Below are 14,019 nucleotides of genomic sequence, written 5' to 3'. Positions count from 1 at the left end.
ACACCCCCGTCTTGAACCGAGGAGTCCACGCCCATGCTGTCCGATCTCTGGGGCCGCCTGACCGGGATGGCCTCCCTGCTGTGGCGGGAGGTGGCCAAGTTCGGCACCGTCGGTGCGGCCGCGTTCGTGGTGGACTCGCTCGTCTTCTGGTGGATGATGACCGGCCCGCTCGAGGGGTCCAACGTCAAGGCCAAGATCGTGGGCGGCGTCGTCGCCACCCTGTTCAGCTGGGTCGCCAACCGCTACTGGACGTTCCGGGACAAGCGCTCCTCGAACAAGACGCGCGAGCTCGTGATGTTCCTGATCATGAACGCGATCGGGCTGGGCATCCAGGCCGGCTGCGTGGCGATCGCGCAGTACCTGCTGGGCGTGACCGACCCGACCGGCCTGTTCATCGCCGGCAACGTGATCGGCCTGTTCTTCGGCACCGTGTTCCGCTACTTCGCCTACCGGTTCTGGGTGTTCAAGGAGAAGCTGGACGTGGAGCCCGGCTTCGCCAACGACCTCGCGATCATCACCGGCCAGATGCCCGTGCTGCGCGAGGACCAGCTGCGTCCGCGCGGCCGGCACCGTACCCCCGACGCCGGGGTCTGAGCGCCCCGGCCTGACCCCGCCGCCCCGTCAGGGGCGCACGGTCACCGCCCGACCCGCGTCCCACGCCTCCAGCGCGGCCCGCACTCCCGCCCACGTCAGGCGGGGGCGCGGGCCGTCGTCGTCCGGGGCGACGTCGGCCCCGGCCGGGATCGACGCGGGCCGCACGTGATCCACGGGGCCGGGCAGGGCATCCGGCTGGGCGCGGATCTCGGCGGCCACGTCCACGACGGCCGGGTCGGCGGCCGGGCCGTCGAACTCGGGCTCGAGGCCGCGCGGCAGGGCCACGGCGAAGACGGCCACGGACGGGTCCGGCCACGCCTCGGGCCGGTCCGTGAGGACGGCGGCGGGGGAGTCGCCGTCGAGGGCGGGCTCGGCCTCGGCGCAGAGCACGCCGAGGGCGAGGGCGTGGGAGAGCCAGTGGACGGGCAGGTCCAGGGCGACGGCGTCGCCCGCGCCGATGCCCTCGGCGCCGAGCAGGCCCGCGAACTTGGCGGCCCAGTTCACGGTCACACGGCCCGAGAGCTCGATGCGCTGGTCCACCGCGCCGGGCTCGTCCGGGGCCCCCGGCTCCTGGACGAGCGCGGGCCGCGGGGAGGAGGCGAGGCGGAGCACGAGGGGGCCGGTGGACCGGGGCACGGAGAGGGAGACCATGGGCCCAGTGTGGCACCCGCTCGGTTTGACTCGGCATGAATCACACCGATGTAATGAACCCGGGCCAACGGTCCCGCCAGGAGGGGCCCGCCGGATTGCCCGGCACCCGCGCGGACCGCATGGTCACCCGGCCCACACCGCCACGTCGATCCCGGGAAGAGGCGTCACACATGGAGCAAACCCAGCGAGTCGAGGACGCGCACCGCGCCGATCCCGCGCCGGCGCCTCGTCCGCGGAGCGTCCCCAGCGACTGGTTCCTCGACCCCGCCGACCCGCAGGCCAGCGTCTCCAGCGCGAGCCTCGAGGATCAGGCGACCGCCTTCCTCACCGCCCACGACCTCGACGGCGAGACCGGCACCCCGGCCGCCACCGTCACCGCCCTCTTCCCCGGTGACGCGCGTCCGGTCGAGGCCGTGCCCGTCTCCGCCGACTGGGCCGCCATCCCGGGCGTGACCACCGAGCCCGTCGAGGGCGAGCTGGCCTGGCAGGCGGACGCCCTGTGCGCGCAGACGGACCCCGAGGCGTTCTTCCCGGAGAAGGGCGGCTCCACGCGGGACGCCAAGCGCGTGTGCGAGGCCTGCACCGTCAAGGACGCGTGCCTGGAGTACGCCATGGCGAACGACGAGCGCTTCGGCATCTGGGGCGGGCTCTCCGAGCGCGAGCGTCGCCGCCTGCGCCGCGCCCGCGCCTGACGCACCGCGCTCATCCGCCGGGCGCGGTGCCCGGCGCGGACCACCCGGTCCGGGCTCAGCCGCGGCCCCAGCTGGGGTCGAGCACCTGCGGGTCCACGCCCAGCGCGTCGGCGCAACGGCTCAGCGCCACCCCGTAGACGGCCCCCTCGAGGTCGGCCGGGTCGGCCGCGTCCCGCAGCGGCCGCTCAAACAGGGTGATCAGCACCCCGTCCCGGCCCTGCCGCTCGGCCCGCGCGAACAGCGCCTCCTCATCCCGTTCCCGGCCGGCGTGCAGCTCGCGCAGCCGCTCGTCGAGCCGGTCCGGGATGCGCTCCACCCGCGCGGTCACGTGCCGCAGCCCGGGCGCGTCCAGGGAGCCCAGCCGGTCCACCGCCTTCTCGACGGCGGTCAGCAGCGCCTCGCCCCGGCCCCGCTCCGAGCGCGCACCGAACGGGCGCGGATGCCGCAGCCCTCGGCCACGGCGGTCCCGGACGCCGCGCCCCGTGGGGGAGGAGACGCCGGCCTCGGCCGGGCCGCCCTCGACGCCCGGCTCGGCCCCCGCGGCGTCGCCCGCCCGGAACGGCAGGGGGTCGAGGGGATCGGAGGAGGCGGACGCGGTCATGCGCGCCATGGTAGGCCACCGCTCCGGGCCGTCCGCCGAGTAGGGTGGCGGGCGTGGGACCCATGCGACGCTGCAGCAAGACCGGATGCCAGAGCCCTGCCCTGGCCACGCTGACGTACAACTACGCGGACTCGCAGGTGGTCATCGGGCCCCTGTCGCGCCGGGCGGAGCCGCACACGTACGACCTCTGCGGCGAGCACGCTCGGCGCACCACGGCCCCGCGCGGCTGGGAGGTGCTGCGGCTGGAGCTGCCCGAGCACTACGAGGCCGTCGACGCGGACGGCGGCGTGCGCACGGTCCCCACCCGGCCCATGGCCGTCCCGCCGGCCCGCCCCGGGCTGCGCGTGGTGCGTGACGGGGACTGACGCGGCACGTGTCGTGCCGTCCTGGGCCTCGCTAGGCTGGAGGGCATGACTGAGACCTCCGCAGAGTTCCGCACCCCCGACGTCGACCCGGCCTTCGCCAACCGCACCACCGTGCCCGGTGCCTCGTTCGACTTCACGGTCCGGGACCTGTCCCTGGCCGAGGCGGGCCGCCACCAGATCCGCCTGGCCGAGCACGAGATGCCGGGGCTGATGTCCCTGCGCGAGGAGTACGGGGAGGCCCAGCCGCTCAAGGGCGCCCGCATCGCCGGCTCCCTGCACATGACCGTGCAGACCGCCGTGCTCATCGAGACCCTCATCGCCCTCGGCGCCGAGGTCCGGTGGGCCTCCTGCAACATCTTCTCCACGCAGGACGAGGCCGCGGCCGCCGTCGTCGTGGGCTCGGGAACCCCCGAGGACCCGCAGGGCGTGCCGGTGTTCGCCTGGAAGAACGAGTCCCTCGAGGACTACTGGTGGACCGCCTCGCAGATCCTCACCTGGCCGGGCGCGGACGAGGATCCGGAGCGCGGCCCCAACATGATCCTGGACGACGGCGGCGACGCCACCCTGCTGGTGCACAAGGGCGTCGAGTTCGAGGCCGCGGGCGCCGTGCCCAGCGCCACCGAGGACGATCCCGAGGAGTACCGGATCATCCTCGAGACGCTGCGCCGCTCGCTGGCCCGCGACCCGCAGCACTGGACCCGCACCGCCGGCACCCTGCGCGGCGTCTCCGAGGAGACCACCACGGGCGTGCTGCGCCTCTACCAGCTGGCGCAGGAGGGCCGCCTGCTCTTCCCGGCGATCAACGTGAACGACGCCGTGACCAAGTCCAAGTTCGACAACAAGTACGGCATCCGCCACTCCCTGCCGGACGGCATCATGCGCGCCACGGACGTGCTGATCGGTGGCAAGGTCGCCGTGGTCTGCGGCTACGGCGACGTCGGCAAGGGTGCCGCCGAGGCCCTGCGCGGCCAGGGTGCCCGCGTGATCGTCACGGAGATCGACCCGATCTGCGCGCTGCAGGCCGCGATGGACGGCTACCAGGTGGCCCGCCTCGAGGACGTGGTGGGCGAGGGCGACATCTTCGTCACCACCACCGGCGGCAAGGACATCATCATGGCCGAGCACATGGCCGCCATGAAGGACAAGGCCATCGTGGGCAACGTGGGCCACTTCGACAACGAGATCGACATGGCCGGCCTGGCCCGCATCCCCGGCGTCGTGAAGACGGAGATCAAGCCGCAGGTCCACGAGTGGACCCTGGACGGCGGCACGGAGGCCGAGCGCAGCATCATCGTGCTCTCCGAGGGTCGCCTGCTGAACCTCGGCAACGCCACCGGCCACCCCTCGTTCGTGATGAGCGCGTCCTTCACCAACCAGGTGATGGCGCAGATCGAGCTCTTCGGCGGCTCCACGGGCACCGGCGCCCTGACCGGTGAGCACTACGAGAAGCGCGTCTACACGCTGCCCAAGGTGCTGGACGAGAAGGTCGCCCGCCTGCACCTGGACGCCCTCGGCGTCGGGCTGACCGAGCTGACCAAGGTCCAGGCCGAGTACCTCGGCGTGGACGTGGCCGGCCCCTACAAGGCCGACCACTACCGCTACTGATCCCCGGCGCCCGCGGGCGGACGGACCCACTCGAGAGAGGCACGAGCATGGCTTCCCATCAGGCCGGCCGCGGGCGCGACGAGCGCGCCGGGGCGGAGGACTTCGAATCCGGGCTGGACTACGGCGCGTTCGTCGAGGACGACGCCGCCGACGATCCGAACCGCACCCAGGCGCTGCCCGCCATGGGCCGGGACGACGACGGCGGCGCCCAGCACACCTCGGCGCTCAGCCCCGAGGACCTCGCCGCGCTGCGCGGCGGGGACGCGGCGGCCGCGGACCGACGTGACGCCGACCGCCCGGCCGCGGACGCCGACCGCGACATCGTCGCCTCCCGGGCCGTGCCCGAGGGCGACCGGCGTCCGCTGCCCGGCGCCGACGAGCTCGGCCCGCTGAGCGCCGCCGTCGGGGCCCGCGCGGCGGGTTCGAGCGCAGCCGCCCCGGTCGACCGCTACCCCGAGGACGGCACCGCCGCCCCCGTGGCGCAGGCTGCGGCCCTGCAGGGCCCCACGCCGGAGGAGCGCGCGCGCCTGCCCAAGGCGGGTCCGCGCCTGGCGCAGGTGCTGCTGGCGATCCTCGCCCCGCTCGCCCTGCTGCTGGCCGCCGTCCGCCTCGTGGCGAGCCCGGTGTTCCTGTGGCTGGAGTACCACCGGCCCGGGTTCCCCGCGGACCGGTTCGGCTTCACCCTCGCCGACCGCATGCACTACGGCTCCGCCGGGCTGGACTACGTGACCAATCTGGCCGGGCCGCGGTATCTCAGCAGCCTCACGCACCAGGGCGCGCCCCTGTTCACCGAGGTCGAGGTCGACCACATGACGGACGTGAAGACCGTGCTGTGGATCGCCACCGCGGCGCTCGTGGTGCTCGTGGTGGTGTGCGCCCTGCTCATCGCGTCCCTGCTGCGCACCAGCCCCGGCGGGGTGCGCCGCGCCCTGTTCGCCGGCGCCGTGTGGCTGCCGCTCGCGGTGATCGCGCTCGCGGTCCTGGCGGTGCTGGGCTGGGAGACGTTCTTCGCCGGGTTCCACTCGCTGTTCTTCGCGGACGGCACGTGGACGTTCTCCGTGCAGGACGCGCTGATCCGCCTGTACCCGAGCCAGTTCTGGGTGGACGCGGCCGTGGTGGTCGGGCTGGTGACCCTGCTGGCGTCCCTCGTGACGCTCGTGCTCACGTGGCCTACGCGCCGCCGTCGTGAGCTGAGCGCGGACCGCCGCGAGCAGCTGCTGCGGACCCGCCTGCGGTGGGCCCGGGAGGACGACGCCGTGGTGCGCTGACCGCCGCCGGATGGCACCGGGAACGGGCCGGGAGGACGAGGCGTCCTCCCGGCCCGTCGTCGTCCGGGGGCGCGGGGTCAGCGACGGTAGAGGGCCTCGACGTCCTCGGCGTGGTCCTCGATCACCTGGGCCCGCTTGAGCTTCTGGGACTGGGTGACGTGCCCGGAGTCCTCGGTGAACGGGTGGTCCAGGATGCGGAAGCGGCGGATGGACTCGGCGCGGGAGACGCCCCCGTTGACCTGGTCCACCGCCTCCTGGATCGAGGCCAGCACGGTGGGGTCCGTCGCGGCCTCGGCCGGCGTGAGGCTGAGCTCGCGGTCCAGGGCCCACTGGGTGAAGGCCTCGGTGTCCAGGGTGATGAGGGCGCCCACGAACGGGCGGTTCTCCCCGACCACCACCACGTGCTCGATGAGCCGGTGCTGGCGCAGCGCCTCCTCCATGGGCGTGGGGTATACGTTCTTGCCGCCGGCGGTGATGATCACGTCCTTCTTGCGGCCGGTGATCCGCAGGAAGCCGTGCTCGTCCAGCGCGCCGATGTCCCCGGTGCGGAAGAAGTCGTCCTCCATCGCCTCCGCCGACGCCTTCGGCATGCCGTGGTAGCCGTCGAACACCACGGGGCCGCGGATGAGGATCTCGCCGTCCTCGGCGATCTTCACCGTCACCCCGGCCACGGGCAGGCCCACGGTGCCCACCCGGTGCGCGCCGGGGATGTTCACGGTGGCCGGCGCGGTGGTCTCCGTGAGGCCGTAGCCCTCCACGATCGGGATGCCGGCGCCGCGGAAGAAGTGCACCAGCTCCGGGGAGAGGGCGGACGCGCCGGACACGCACGAGATCACCTCGCCGCCGAGGGCCTCCCGGATCTTGCGGTAGACCAGCCGGTCGAACAGCGCGCGCCGGGCGCGCAGCAGGGCCGAAGGCCCGGGGCCGTCCCCGAACTCGGCCTCGTCCACGGCCGTGGACCACTCGATGGCGGTGCGCTTGGCGGCCGCGTAGATCGGCCCGGTGCCGCCCTTCTGGGCCTTGGCCTCGATGCCGGCCTCGACCTTCTCGAACACGCGCGGCACGGCCAGCAACCACGTGGGGTGGAAGGAGGCGAGGTCGCCGAGCAGCGTGGCCGGGGAACCGGAGTGGGCCACCTGGATGCGGGCGTACAGGCAGATGACCTGGACGGCGTGGGCGAGCACGTGGGCCAGCGGGAGGAAGAGCAGGGTGCGCGACGTCGTCGTCGGGGACCACTGGACCACCTCGCGCGCGAAGTGCAGCACGTTGATGGCCGCGCCCACGAAGTTGCCGTGCGTGATCACGGCGCCCTTCGGGCGGCCGGTGGTGCCGGAGGTGTAGACGATCGAGGCGGGGCTGGCGAGGGTCGCCAGGGAGCGGGCGTGCTCGACGGCGTCGTCCGACACGAACGCGCCGGCCTCGGCCAGCTCCGCCAGTCCGGCGTCCGTCAGCGGGAACGTCGCCACGTCCACGCCCGCGTGCCCGGCGGCCTCGGCGACGCGCTCGTCGAGCTCCTCGCTGCCGACGGCGACCACCCGCAGGCCCGAGTCCGTGACGATGTGCTCCACCTGGTGGGCCGAGGAGGTCTCGTAGATCGGCACGGAGACGGCGCCGGCGAACCACACGGCCTGGTCGAGGACGGCCCACGCGTAGGAGGTGGGGGAGAACAGGCCCACCCGGTCCCCGGGCTGGACGCCGCGGGCGATGAGGCCGGCCGCCACGGCGCGCACCTGGGTCAGGAACGCGGTGAAGTGGACGTCCACCCAGCCGCCCGCGCCGTTGCGCACGGCGTACACGGGGGCGTCCGGCCGGTCGGCACAGGAGGCGACGATCAGGTCCGTGATGTTGGAGTCCGCCGGCGGCATGCCGACGAGCTCGGTGGCGGACTCATGGACGGGGCTCTGGTTCTGCACGGTCCGAGCGTATCCATTTCCGGGCGTGCGGCGCGCGGTCGGGCACGCCCGCGCCCGGGACGCGACCGTCAGATCCAGCTGCTGAACCACATCCGCCAGCGCCACTGGTCGTACGGGATGACGTCGCCGATCCAGACGGGCAGGAAGAACAGGGACACGGCGACGGCGATCGTCACGTACGCCAGCACCAGGGCCGAGCCCCAGCGGGGCCCGGGCCGGCGACCCGGCCGCAGCAGCAGCGAGAGCGCCAGGGCGATCATCATCACGAAGAAGGGCTCATAGGCGATCGTGTAGAAGAAGAACATGGTCCGCTCGGGCCACAGGAACCACACCAGCTGCCCGGCCACGTAGGCGCTGAGCAGGGCGCCGGCCCGCCAGTCCCGGTGGCGCACCAGCAGCCACACGCACACGAGGACGGCGGCCAGGCCCGTCCACCACACGAACGGGTTGGCGATGTCCGTGATGGCCGCCGAGCACGCGCCCGCGGCGTCCGCCGGGCAGATCCCCTCGCCGGGCTCTGCACCCTCGTAGTAGTAGCTCACGGGCCGGCCCATGAACGGCCAGGTCCACGGGTTGGCGGCGTAGTCGTGGGGGCTGGTGAGGCCCTGGTGGAAGGTCGTGGACTCCACGTGGTAGTGCCACAGGGAGCGCAGCGGACCGGGGACCAGCCCGGCGAGCAGGCCCTCCGGCGGGTTGTCCCGGTGCCAGTCCCGGTAGTAGCCGCCCTCCGTGACGAACCAGCCGGTCCACGAGGCCAGGTAGGCGACCAGGCCGCCGCCCACCACGGCCACGAACGCGTACAGGCCGTCCTTCTCGACGCCGGCCCACGCCCAGTGCCGCACCCCGGCGGTCCGGCGCGCGGACATGTCCCACAGGACCGTGAGCAGGCCGAAGGCCGCCATGAACGCCAGCCCGGAGAGCTTCACGGCGCAGCCGGCGCCCAGCAGCACGCCCGCCAGCAGTCGCCACGGGCGCCAGCCGAGCCACGGCCCGCTGGCCAGGGCGTCGCGTCCTAACCGGGCGACGTCGTGGGCGAGCCGCGCCGCGAGCAGCCGCCGCCCGTGGACGCGGTCGGCCAGCAGCGCGGCGAAGGCCGCGAGCACGAAGAACGAGAGGAAGATGTCCAGCAGCCCGATGCGGGACATCACCAGGTGGTGGCCCTCCACGGCCAGCAGCAGCCCGGCGACCGCGCCCAGGGACACCGAGCGCAGCAGGTGCTGCGTGGCGAGGGTGACCAGCAGGACGGACAGCGTGCCGGCCACCGCGGCGCTGAACCGCCAGCCCACCCCGTTGTCCGGGCCGAACGCGAGCATGCCCAGGCCGATCAGCCACTTGCCCAGCGGCGGGTGCACCACGTAGGCGGCTCCCTCGAGCGGCTCCGCCTCGCCGCGCGCGAACGCGTCGTTGACGTCCTCGCCCCACCGCCGCTCGTAGCCGGACTCCAGGAGGGAGTAGGCGTCTTTGGGGTAGTAGGTCTCGTCGAAGATCAGCTGGTCCGGGTGGGCCAGGTTCGTGAACCGCAGGACGCCGGCGATCACCGTGACCAGCAGCGGCAGGATCCAGTGCCACCGCGTCAGGGGCGCCGCACTCACCCCGAGGCGGGCGCGCAGGGCGGCGACGCCGAAGGGACCGTCGTCGGCCGCGACGGCGGCGGGGCGGGGGGCGAGGGCGGTGGCGGGCACGGGCTCCATGCTAGGCGGCGGGGTGGAGCAGGCCTCCTCGACGTGCGGCCTGCTCTCAGACGTGGCCGAGCGGCCACCGGCGGCGCACGGCGGGCGGGAGGAACCCTGCGACGCGCTGGATCCGGTCCTTGTGGGGGCGGAGCCGGTACTTGACCGCTGCCAGCGTGTCCACCGAGCGTTCCCGCCAGACACGGCGGGCGCCCCTCAGGGGGCTGCGCACTCTGACGTGATACTTGTCCAGGAGCGGCTCAGGGACGATCTCCTGTCCGATGTCGAAGCGGTCGGCGAAGCGGGCGATGCCGAGTTCCTTGTCCGGATAACCCGTGAAGTGCATGACGAACGCGTCCGTCAGGGAGTCCTCGTAGTAGTGCCCGCGCGAGTTCAGCTCTCGGTGGCCGACGATCCGGACGCGCTTGGCGTGCCCGCCCGTCTGGATGGCCCACCACATCTGGTCCTGGTCGCCGTGGGTGAACAGACCGTCGCGATCGTTGTCCCACCAGGCCCGGACCGTGGCCAGGTCCGCTGTCGAGGTCGACTCCACGATCGTGCGCGCCGTCTCGTCGTTCCGGAGCAGCATGACCCCGGTGTTGATGCGTGACCAGAACCCGTTCGGCTCTGTGGGCCCTTCGGCGATGACCAGGCTGATGTCGTCACGCTCGGCCTCGGAGATCAGGCGTCGGAGGTTGTCCGCCTCGAAGTCGGTGAAGAAGGCATCGTCGTCCATCCACACGAGCCAGTCATAACGTGGGAGCAGCCGGCGGAGGATGGCGACCTTGTAGTCGAACTTGGTGACGATATGCGGGTCGATGCCCGTCTCGAGCCGGTAGTCCAGCCCGTGCTCTCGAGCGTAGATCGCGTGGTTGACGTAGGAGCGCAGGCGGATCTCGTCGCCACCGGACGTGATGCAGATGCGGGGCTCGACGGGCATGGTCCTGACCTTTCGGAGAGGCGTGGGCCCGGGCGGGCTCGGGGCGGTGCCTCTACGATCTTGACATATGACCCCGAGACCGACTGATCTGCCGTCCCCGTCCGGCCGCATCGTCCTGGCCGCCACCCCCATCGGCAACCTCGGGGACGCGTCCGCGCGCCTGCGTGAGCTGCTGGCGGAGGCGGACGTGATCGCCGCCGAGGACACCAGGACCGCGCGGCGCCTGTGCGCCGGTTTGGGCGTCACGCCGACGGGCAGGGTGGTGGCCCATCACGAGCACAACGAGGCGGCCTCGACCCAGGGGCTGCTGGACCAGGTGCGGGGCGGTGCCACGGTGGCGGTGGTCTCGGACGCGGGCATGCCCACGGTCTCGGACCCGGGGTACCGGCTCGTGGCGGCCGCGGTGTCCGCAGGGCTGCCCGTGACCTGCGCGCCCGGCCCCTCCGCCGTGACCACCGCGCTCGCCCTCTCCGGCCTGCCGACGGACCGGTTCGCCTTCGACGGCTTCGTCCCCCGCAAGGACGGGGAACGACGGCGATGGCTCACCTCCCTGCTGACCGAGGCCCGCACCGTGGTCGCCTTCGAGTCGCCGCAGCGTCTGGCGGACGCGCTGGCCGTCGTCGTGGAGGTCCTCGGTGCGGAACGGCCGGTGTGCGTGGCCCGCGAGCTCACCAAGCTGCACGAGGAGGTGGTGCGCGGCACCGCGGCCGAGGTGCATGCCTGGGCTGCGGAGCGGCACGCGGGGGAGGGGATCCGCGGGGAGATCGTGCTGGTGATCGGGCCGCCCGCGCCCGGCGCCGAGGCGTCCGAGGCGGACGCCGTCGCCGAGGTGGCGGTGCTGGTGGAGTCCGGCACCCGGCTCAAGGAGGCCGTGGCCGCGGTGGCCGGAGCCCACGGGATGCGGAGCCGGGAGCTCTACCAGGCGGTGCTCGCGGCCCGGGGCTGACACGTCCCCGGCTGCACAGATGCTCATGCGCGATGGCGCGGCCCCGGGGCCTGGCTAGGATCAGCCGTGGAGCCGCTGCCGACCGCTGCCGGACGGCGTCGGAATACCCGTGGCCGTCCACCCGTTCCCCTGAGGGACGCGGGGCGTGCCGCCTCCGACCACCGACCCCGAAAGAGGTGCATCATGACCGTGACCGCTGAGCGCGAGAAGGCGCTGCTGGAGTCCGTCCCCACCGGCCTGCTGATCGACGGCGAGTGGCGCGATGCCTCCTCCGGCAAGACCTTCGACGTGAAGGACCCGGCCACCGGCAAGGTCATCGCGAGCCTGCAGGACGCGAACTCCGACGACGCCATGGCCGCCTTCGACGCCGCCTGCGCCGCGCAGGCCGATTGGGCCCGCACCCCGGCCAAGGAGCGCGCCGACATCCTGCGCCGCGCCTACGACCTGATCAACGAGCGCGCCGAAGACTTCGCGCTGCTGATGACCCTCGAGATGGGCAAGCCGCTCGCCGAGGCCCGCGGCGAGGTCACGTACGGCAACGGCTTCCTGCGCTGGTTCTCCGAGGAGGCCGGCCGCCACTACGGCCGCACCCTGACCGTGCCTGAGGGCACGCTGCGCATGCAGGTGCACCATCGCCCGGTGGGCCCGTGCCTGCTGATCACCCCGTGGAACTTCCCGCTGGCCATGGCCACCCGCAAGGTGGGTCCCGCCGTCGCCGCCGGCTGCACCATGGTCCTCAAGGCCGCCAAGCTGACCCCGCTGACCACCCAGCTGTTCGCGCAGGTGATGCAGGAGGCCGGCCTGCCCAAGGGCGTGCTCAACGTCGTGGCGGGCTCCTCCGCCTCGTCGATCTCCAGCCCGATCCTGCAGGACCGGCGCCTGCGCAAGGTGTCCTTCACCGGTTCCACCCCGGTCGGTGTGCGCCTCATGAAGGACGCGGCGGACAACGTGCTGCGCACCTCCATGGAGCTCGGCGGCAACGCCCCGCTCATCGTCTTCGAGGACGCGGACCTGGACGCCGCCGTCGAGGGCGCCTTCGCCGCGAAGATGCGCAACATGGGCGAGGCCTGCACCGCCGCCAACCGCTTCCTCGTGCACGAGGACGTGGCCGAGGAGTTCACGCAGAAGTTCGTGGCCAAGCTCGAGGCGCTCAAGCCCCTGCGCGGCACCGACCCGGAGTCCACCCTCGGCCCGATCGTGGACGAGGGCGCGCGCGACGACATCGACCAGCTCGTCCGGGACGCCGTGGCGGCCGGCGGCGAAGTGCTCACCGGCGGCCACAAGATCGAGGGCGACGGCTACTTCTACGCGCCGACCGCGATCAAGGTGGAGAAGGGCAACCCGATCCTCCAGCAGGAGATCTTCGGCCCCGTGGCCCCGATCGTGACCTTCTCCTCCGAGGAGGAGGCCATCGAGATGGCCAACGACACCGAGTACGGCCTCGCCTCCTACGTGTTCACCAAGGATCAGGCCCGGATGTACCGCGTGGCCGAGAGCATCGAGTTCGGCCTCATGGGCTACAACGTGGGCGTCATCTCCAACCCGGCCGCGCCGTTCGGCGGCGTGAAGCAGTCGGGCCTGGGCCGCGAGGGTGGCGCCGAGGGCATCGAGGAGTACACCTCGGTGCAGTACATCGGCATCGCCGACCCGTGGGCGGCCACGAAGGCCTGACCCTCGCGCCGAGCCGTGTCCTCCGGGGGCGGTATCGGGTGGTATCCGACGTGGATACCACCCGATACCGCCCCCGAGGCGTGTCGGGAGCCCGGGTTCGGCTCCCTAGAGTGGGGTGCATGGCCCACGCATCCGAGACCCCCCTCGCCTACCGCGCCCCCGCCCCGCAGCCGGACGACGACGGCGGCCCGCGCCGGGACGCCCACGAGGAGAAGTCGGGACGTCGGCGGCGCCTCGAGTACCCGCCCGCACCCGAGCCGCTGCCGGTGCCCGTCGTGGACAACCACACGCACCTCGACTTCCGCGACGGCCTGGTCCGGGTGGACGTCCACCAGGCGATGGACGCGGCGGAGGCCGTGGGCGTGACCGGCGCGGTCCAGGTGGGCTGCGACGTCGCCTCGGCCCGGTTCACGATCTCGGCGATCGAGGCCGAGCCCCGCCTGCTCGGCGCCGTGGCGCTGCACCCCAACGACGCGGCCCGCCTGACCGAGCGCGGCGAGTTCGAGGAGGCGTTCGCGCAGATCGCCGAGCTCGCCCGCCACCCCCGCGTGCGCGCCGTCGGCGAGACGGGCCTCGACTACTTCCGGACGCAGGACGAGGCCGGCCACGCCGCGCAGCAGGAGTCCTTCCGCCGGCACATCCGACTCGCCCGCGAACTCGGCACGGCCCTGCAGATCCACGACCGGGACGCGCACGACGACGTCGTCCGGATCCTGCTCGAGGAGGCGGCCGACGGCGGGCTGCCCCCGCACGTGGTGTTCCACTGCTTCTCCGGCGGCCCCGATCTGGCCCGCACGTGCGCCGAGCACGGCTGGCACATGTCCTTCGCCGGGCCCGTCACCTTCAAGGCCAACGACGAGCTGCGCGAGGCGCTGCGGATCGCCCCGGCCGAGCTGCTGCTCGTGGAGACGGACGCGCCCTTCCTCACGCCGCATCCGCATCGGGGCCGCCCCAACGCGCCCTACCTGGTCCCGCTGACCCTGCGGGGCATGGCGGAGACGCGCGGAGACGACGTGGCGGCCCTCGCCCGCGCGGTGAGTGAGAACACCGCCCGGGTGTACGGCTCGTTCTAAGCCGATCCAGACCCGGCCCCTAGGATGGAC

13 protein-coding genes are annotated in these 14,019 nt (G+C 73.1%); 8 read left to right on the top strand and 5 right to left on the bottom strand.

The annotated features are described in order from the left end of the window. The first annotated feature begins 33 nt into the window (after nt 1–33). Nucleotides 34–594 (top strand): GtrA family protein, encoded by a 561-nt coding sequence (locus tag ABIB16_RS05760; RefSeq protein ID WP_002854495.1) that lies wholly within the window; start codon nt 34–36, stop codon nt 592–594. A 27-nt stretch (nt 595–621) separates the two neighbouring features. Here ABIB16_RS05760 and ABIB16_RS05755 read toward each other — a convergent pair whose 3' ends face one another. Next, on the bottom strand, nt 622–1,245 hold the full coding sequence (locus ABIB16_RS05755) for a hypothetical protein (protein ID WP_095695405.1): 624 nt from the start codon (nt 1,243–1,245) through the stop codon (nt 622–624). A 170-nt stretch (nt 1,246–1,415) separates the two neighbouring features. Between ABIB16_RS05755 and ABIB16_RS05750 the strand changes: the two genes are divergently transcribed. Next, complete coding sequence (locus ABIB16_RS05750; RefSeq protein ID WP_080696049.1) at nt 1,416–1,937, top strand: WhiB family transcriptional regulator; 522 nt, start codon at nt 1,416–1,418, stop codon at nt 1,935–1,937. 55 nt (nt 1,938–1,992) lie between these two features. On the opposite strand, the gene ABIB16_RS05745 is transcribed toward ABIB16_RS05750, so the two are convergent. Then, nucleotides 1,993–2,538 carry a hypothetical protein gene (locus tag ABIB16_RS05745; protein WP_254184041.1) on the bottom strand — a complete coding sequence of 182 codons (546 nt, stop codon included), beginning with the start codon at nt 2,536–2,538 and terminating at the stop codon, nt 1,993–1,995. 62 nt (nt 2,539–2,600) lie between these two features. Between ABIB16_RS05745 and ABIB16_RS05740 the strand changes: the two genes are divergently transcribed. The 3 genes from ABIB16_RS05740 to ABIB16_RS05730 are packed head-to-tail and all read left to right on the top strand — an operon-like array spanning nt 2,601 to nt 5,776. Next, nucleotides 2,601–2,903, top strand: coding sequence for a DUF3499 family protein (locus ABIB16_RS05740; RefSeq protein ID WP_020628239.1), 303 nt, complete (start codon nt 2,601–2,603; stop codon nt 2,901–2,903). A gap of 45 nt (nt 2,904–2,948) precedes the next feature. Beyond that, entirely contained in the window at nt 2,949–4,508 is a 1,560-nt protein-coding gene (gene ahcY / locus ABIB16_RS05735) for an adenosylhomocysteinase (RefSeq protein ID WP_220478842.1), read from the top strand. 47 nt (nt 4,509–4,555) lie between these two features. Beyond that, nucleotides 4,556–5,776: a TIGR01906 family membrane protein gene (locus tag ABIB16_RS05730; RefSeq protein WP_141843367.1), complete on the top strand. Its 1,221-nt coding sequence runs from the start codon at nt 4,556–4,558 to the stop codon at nt 5,774–5,776. 77 nt (nt 5,777–5,853) lie between these two features. Here the strand turns inward: ABIB16_RS05730 and ABIB16_RS05725 are convergent, their stop codons facing one another. The 3 genes from ABIB16_RS05725 to ABIB16_RS05715 all read right to left on the bottom strand — a co-directional run bounded on the left by ABIB16_RS05725 (nt 5,854) and on the right by ABIB16_RS05715 (nt 10,299). Beyond that, the gene (locus tag ABIB16_RS05725; RefSeq protein ID WP_141843369.1) at nt 5,854–7,689 is read right to left on the bottom strand and encodes an AMP-dependent synthetase/ligase; all 1,836 of its coding nucleotides are present in this window, start codon (nt 7,687–7,689) and stop codon (nt 5,854–5,856) included. Nucleotides 7,690–7,757: 68 nt separating this feature from the next. Next, nucleotides 7,758–9,371: a dolichyl-phosphate-mannose--protein mannosyltransferase gene (locus ABIB16_RS05720; protein ID WP_141843371.1), complete on the bottom strand. Its 1,614-nt coding sequence runs from the start codon at nt 9,369–9,371 to the stop codon at nt 7,758–7,760. A gap of 55 nt (nt 9,372–9,426) precedes the next feature. Continuing rightward, entirely contained in the window at nt 9,427–10,299 is an 873-nt protein-coding gene (locus ABIB16_RS05715; RefSeq protein ID WP_036384950.1) for a glycosyltransferase family protein, read from the bottom strand. A gap of 67 nt (nt 10,300–10,366) precedes the next feature. On the opposite strand from ABIB16_RS05715, the gene rsmI reads away from it, so the two are divergent. From rsmI to ABIB16_RS05700, 3 genes are all read left to right on the top strand, one after another. Then, nucleotides 10,367–11,245: a 16S rRNA (cytidine(1402)-2'-O)-methyltransferase gene (rsmI, locus tag ABIB16_RS05710; RefSeq protein ID WP_036384949.1), complete on the top strand. Its 879-nt coding sequence runs from the start codon at nt 10,367–10,369 to the stop codon at nt 11,243–11,245. Nucleotides 11,246–11,428: 183 nt separating this feature from the next. Next, the gene (locus ABIB16_RS05705; RefSeq protein ID WP_036384948.1) at nt 11,429–12,916 is read left to right on the top strand and encodes an NAD-dependent succinate-semialdehyde dehydrogenase; all 1,488 of its coding nucleotides are present in this window, start codon (nt 11,429–11,431) and stop codon (nt 12,914–12,916) included. A gap of 119 nt (nt 12,917–13,035) precedes the next feature. Then, a complete protein-coding gene (locus ABIB16_RS05700; protein WP_230260083.1) occupies nt 13,036–13,989 on the top strand; it encodes a TatD family hydrolase in 954 nt (317 codons plus the stop codon). Nucleotides 13,990–14,019 lie beyond the last annotated feature (30 nt).

It is taken from the genome of Micrococcus sp. UYEF5, from assembly GCF_040546065.1.
Lineage (GTDB): Bacteria > Actinomycetota > Actinomycetes > Actinomycetales > Micrococcaceae > Micrococcus > Micrococcus luteus.
This window is presented reverse-complemented; position numbering and strand designations above follow the sequence as displayed.

Coding starts and splice junctions, on each gene's coding strand:
- ahcY (WP_220478842.1), top strand. CDS start 2,949: ATGACTGAGACCTCCGCAGAGTTCCGCACCCCCGACGTCGACCCGGCC.
- rsmI (WP_036384949.1), top strand. CDS start 10,367: ATGACCCCGAGACCGACTGATCTGCCGTCCCCGTCCGGCCGCATCGTC.
- ABIB16_RS05700 (WP_230260083.1), top strand. CDS start 13,036: ATGGCCCACGCATCCGAGACCCCCCTCGCCTACCGCGCCCCCGCCCCG.
- ABIB16_RS05755 (WP_095695405.1), bottom strand. CDS start 1,245: ATGGTCTCCCTCTCCGTGCCCCGGTCCACCGGCCCCCTCGTGCTCCGC.
- ABIB16_RS05730 (WP_141843367.1), top strand. CDS start 4,556: ATGGCTTCCCATCAGGCCGGCCGCGGGCGCGACGAGCGCGCCGGGGCG.
- ABIB16_RS05750 (WP_080696049.1), top strand. CDS start 1,416: ATGGAGCAAACCCAGCGAGTCGAGGACGCGCACCGCGCCGATCCCGCG.
- ABIB16_RS05705 (WP_036384948.1), top strand. CDS start 11,429: ATGACCGTGACCGCTGAGCGCGAGAAGGCGCTGCTGGAGTCCGTCCCC.
- ABIB16_RS05760 (WP_002854495.1), top strand. CDS start 34: ATGCTGTCCGATCTCTGGGGCCGCCTGACCGGGATGGCCTCCCTGCTG.
- ABIB16_RS05740 (WP_020628239.1), top strand. CDS start 2,601: ATGCGACGCTGCAGCAAGACCGGATGCCAGAGCCCTGCCCTGGCCACG.
- ABIB16_RS05715 (WP_036384950.1), bottom strand. CDS start 10,299: ATGCCCGTCGAGCCCCGCATCTGCATCACGTCCGGTGGCGACGAGATC.
- ABIB16_RS05745 (WP_254184041.1), bottom strand. CDS start 2,538: ATGACCGCGTCCGCCTCCTCCGATCCCCTCGACCCCCTGCCGTTCCGG.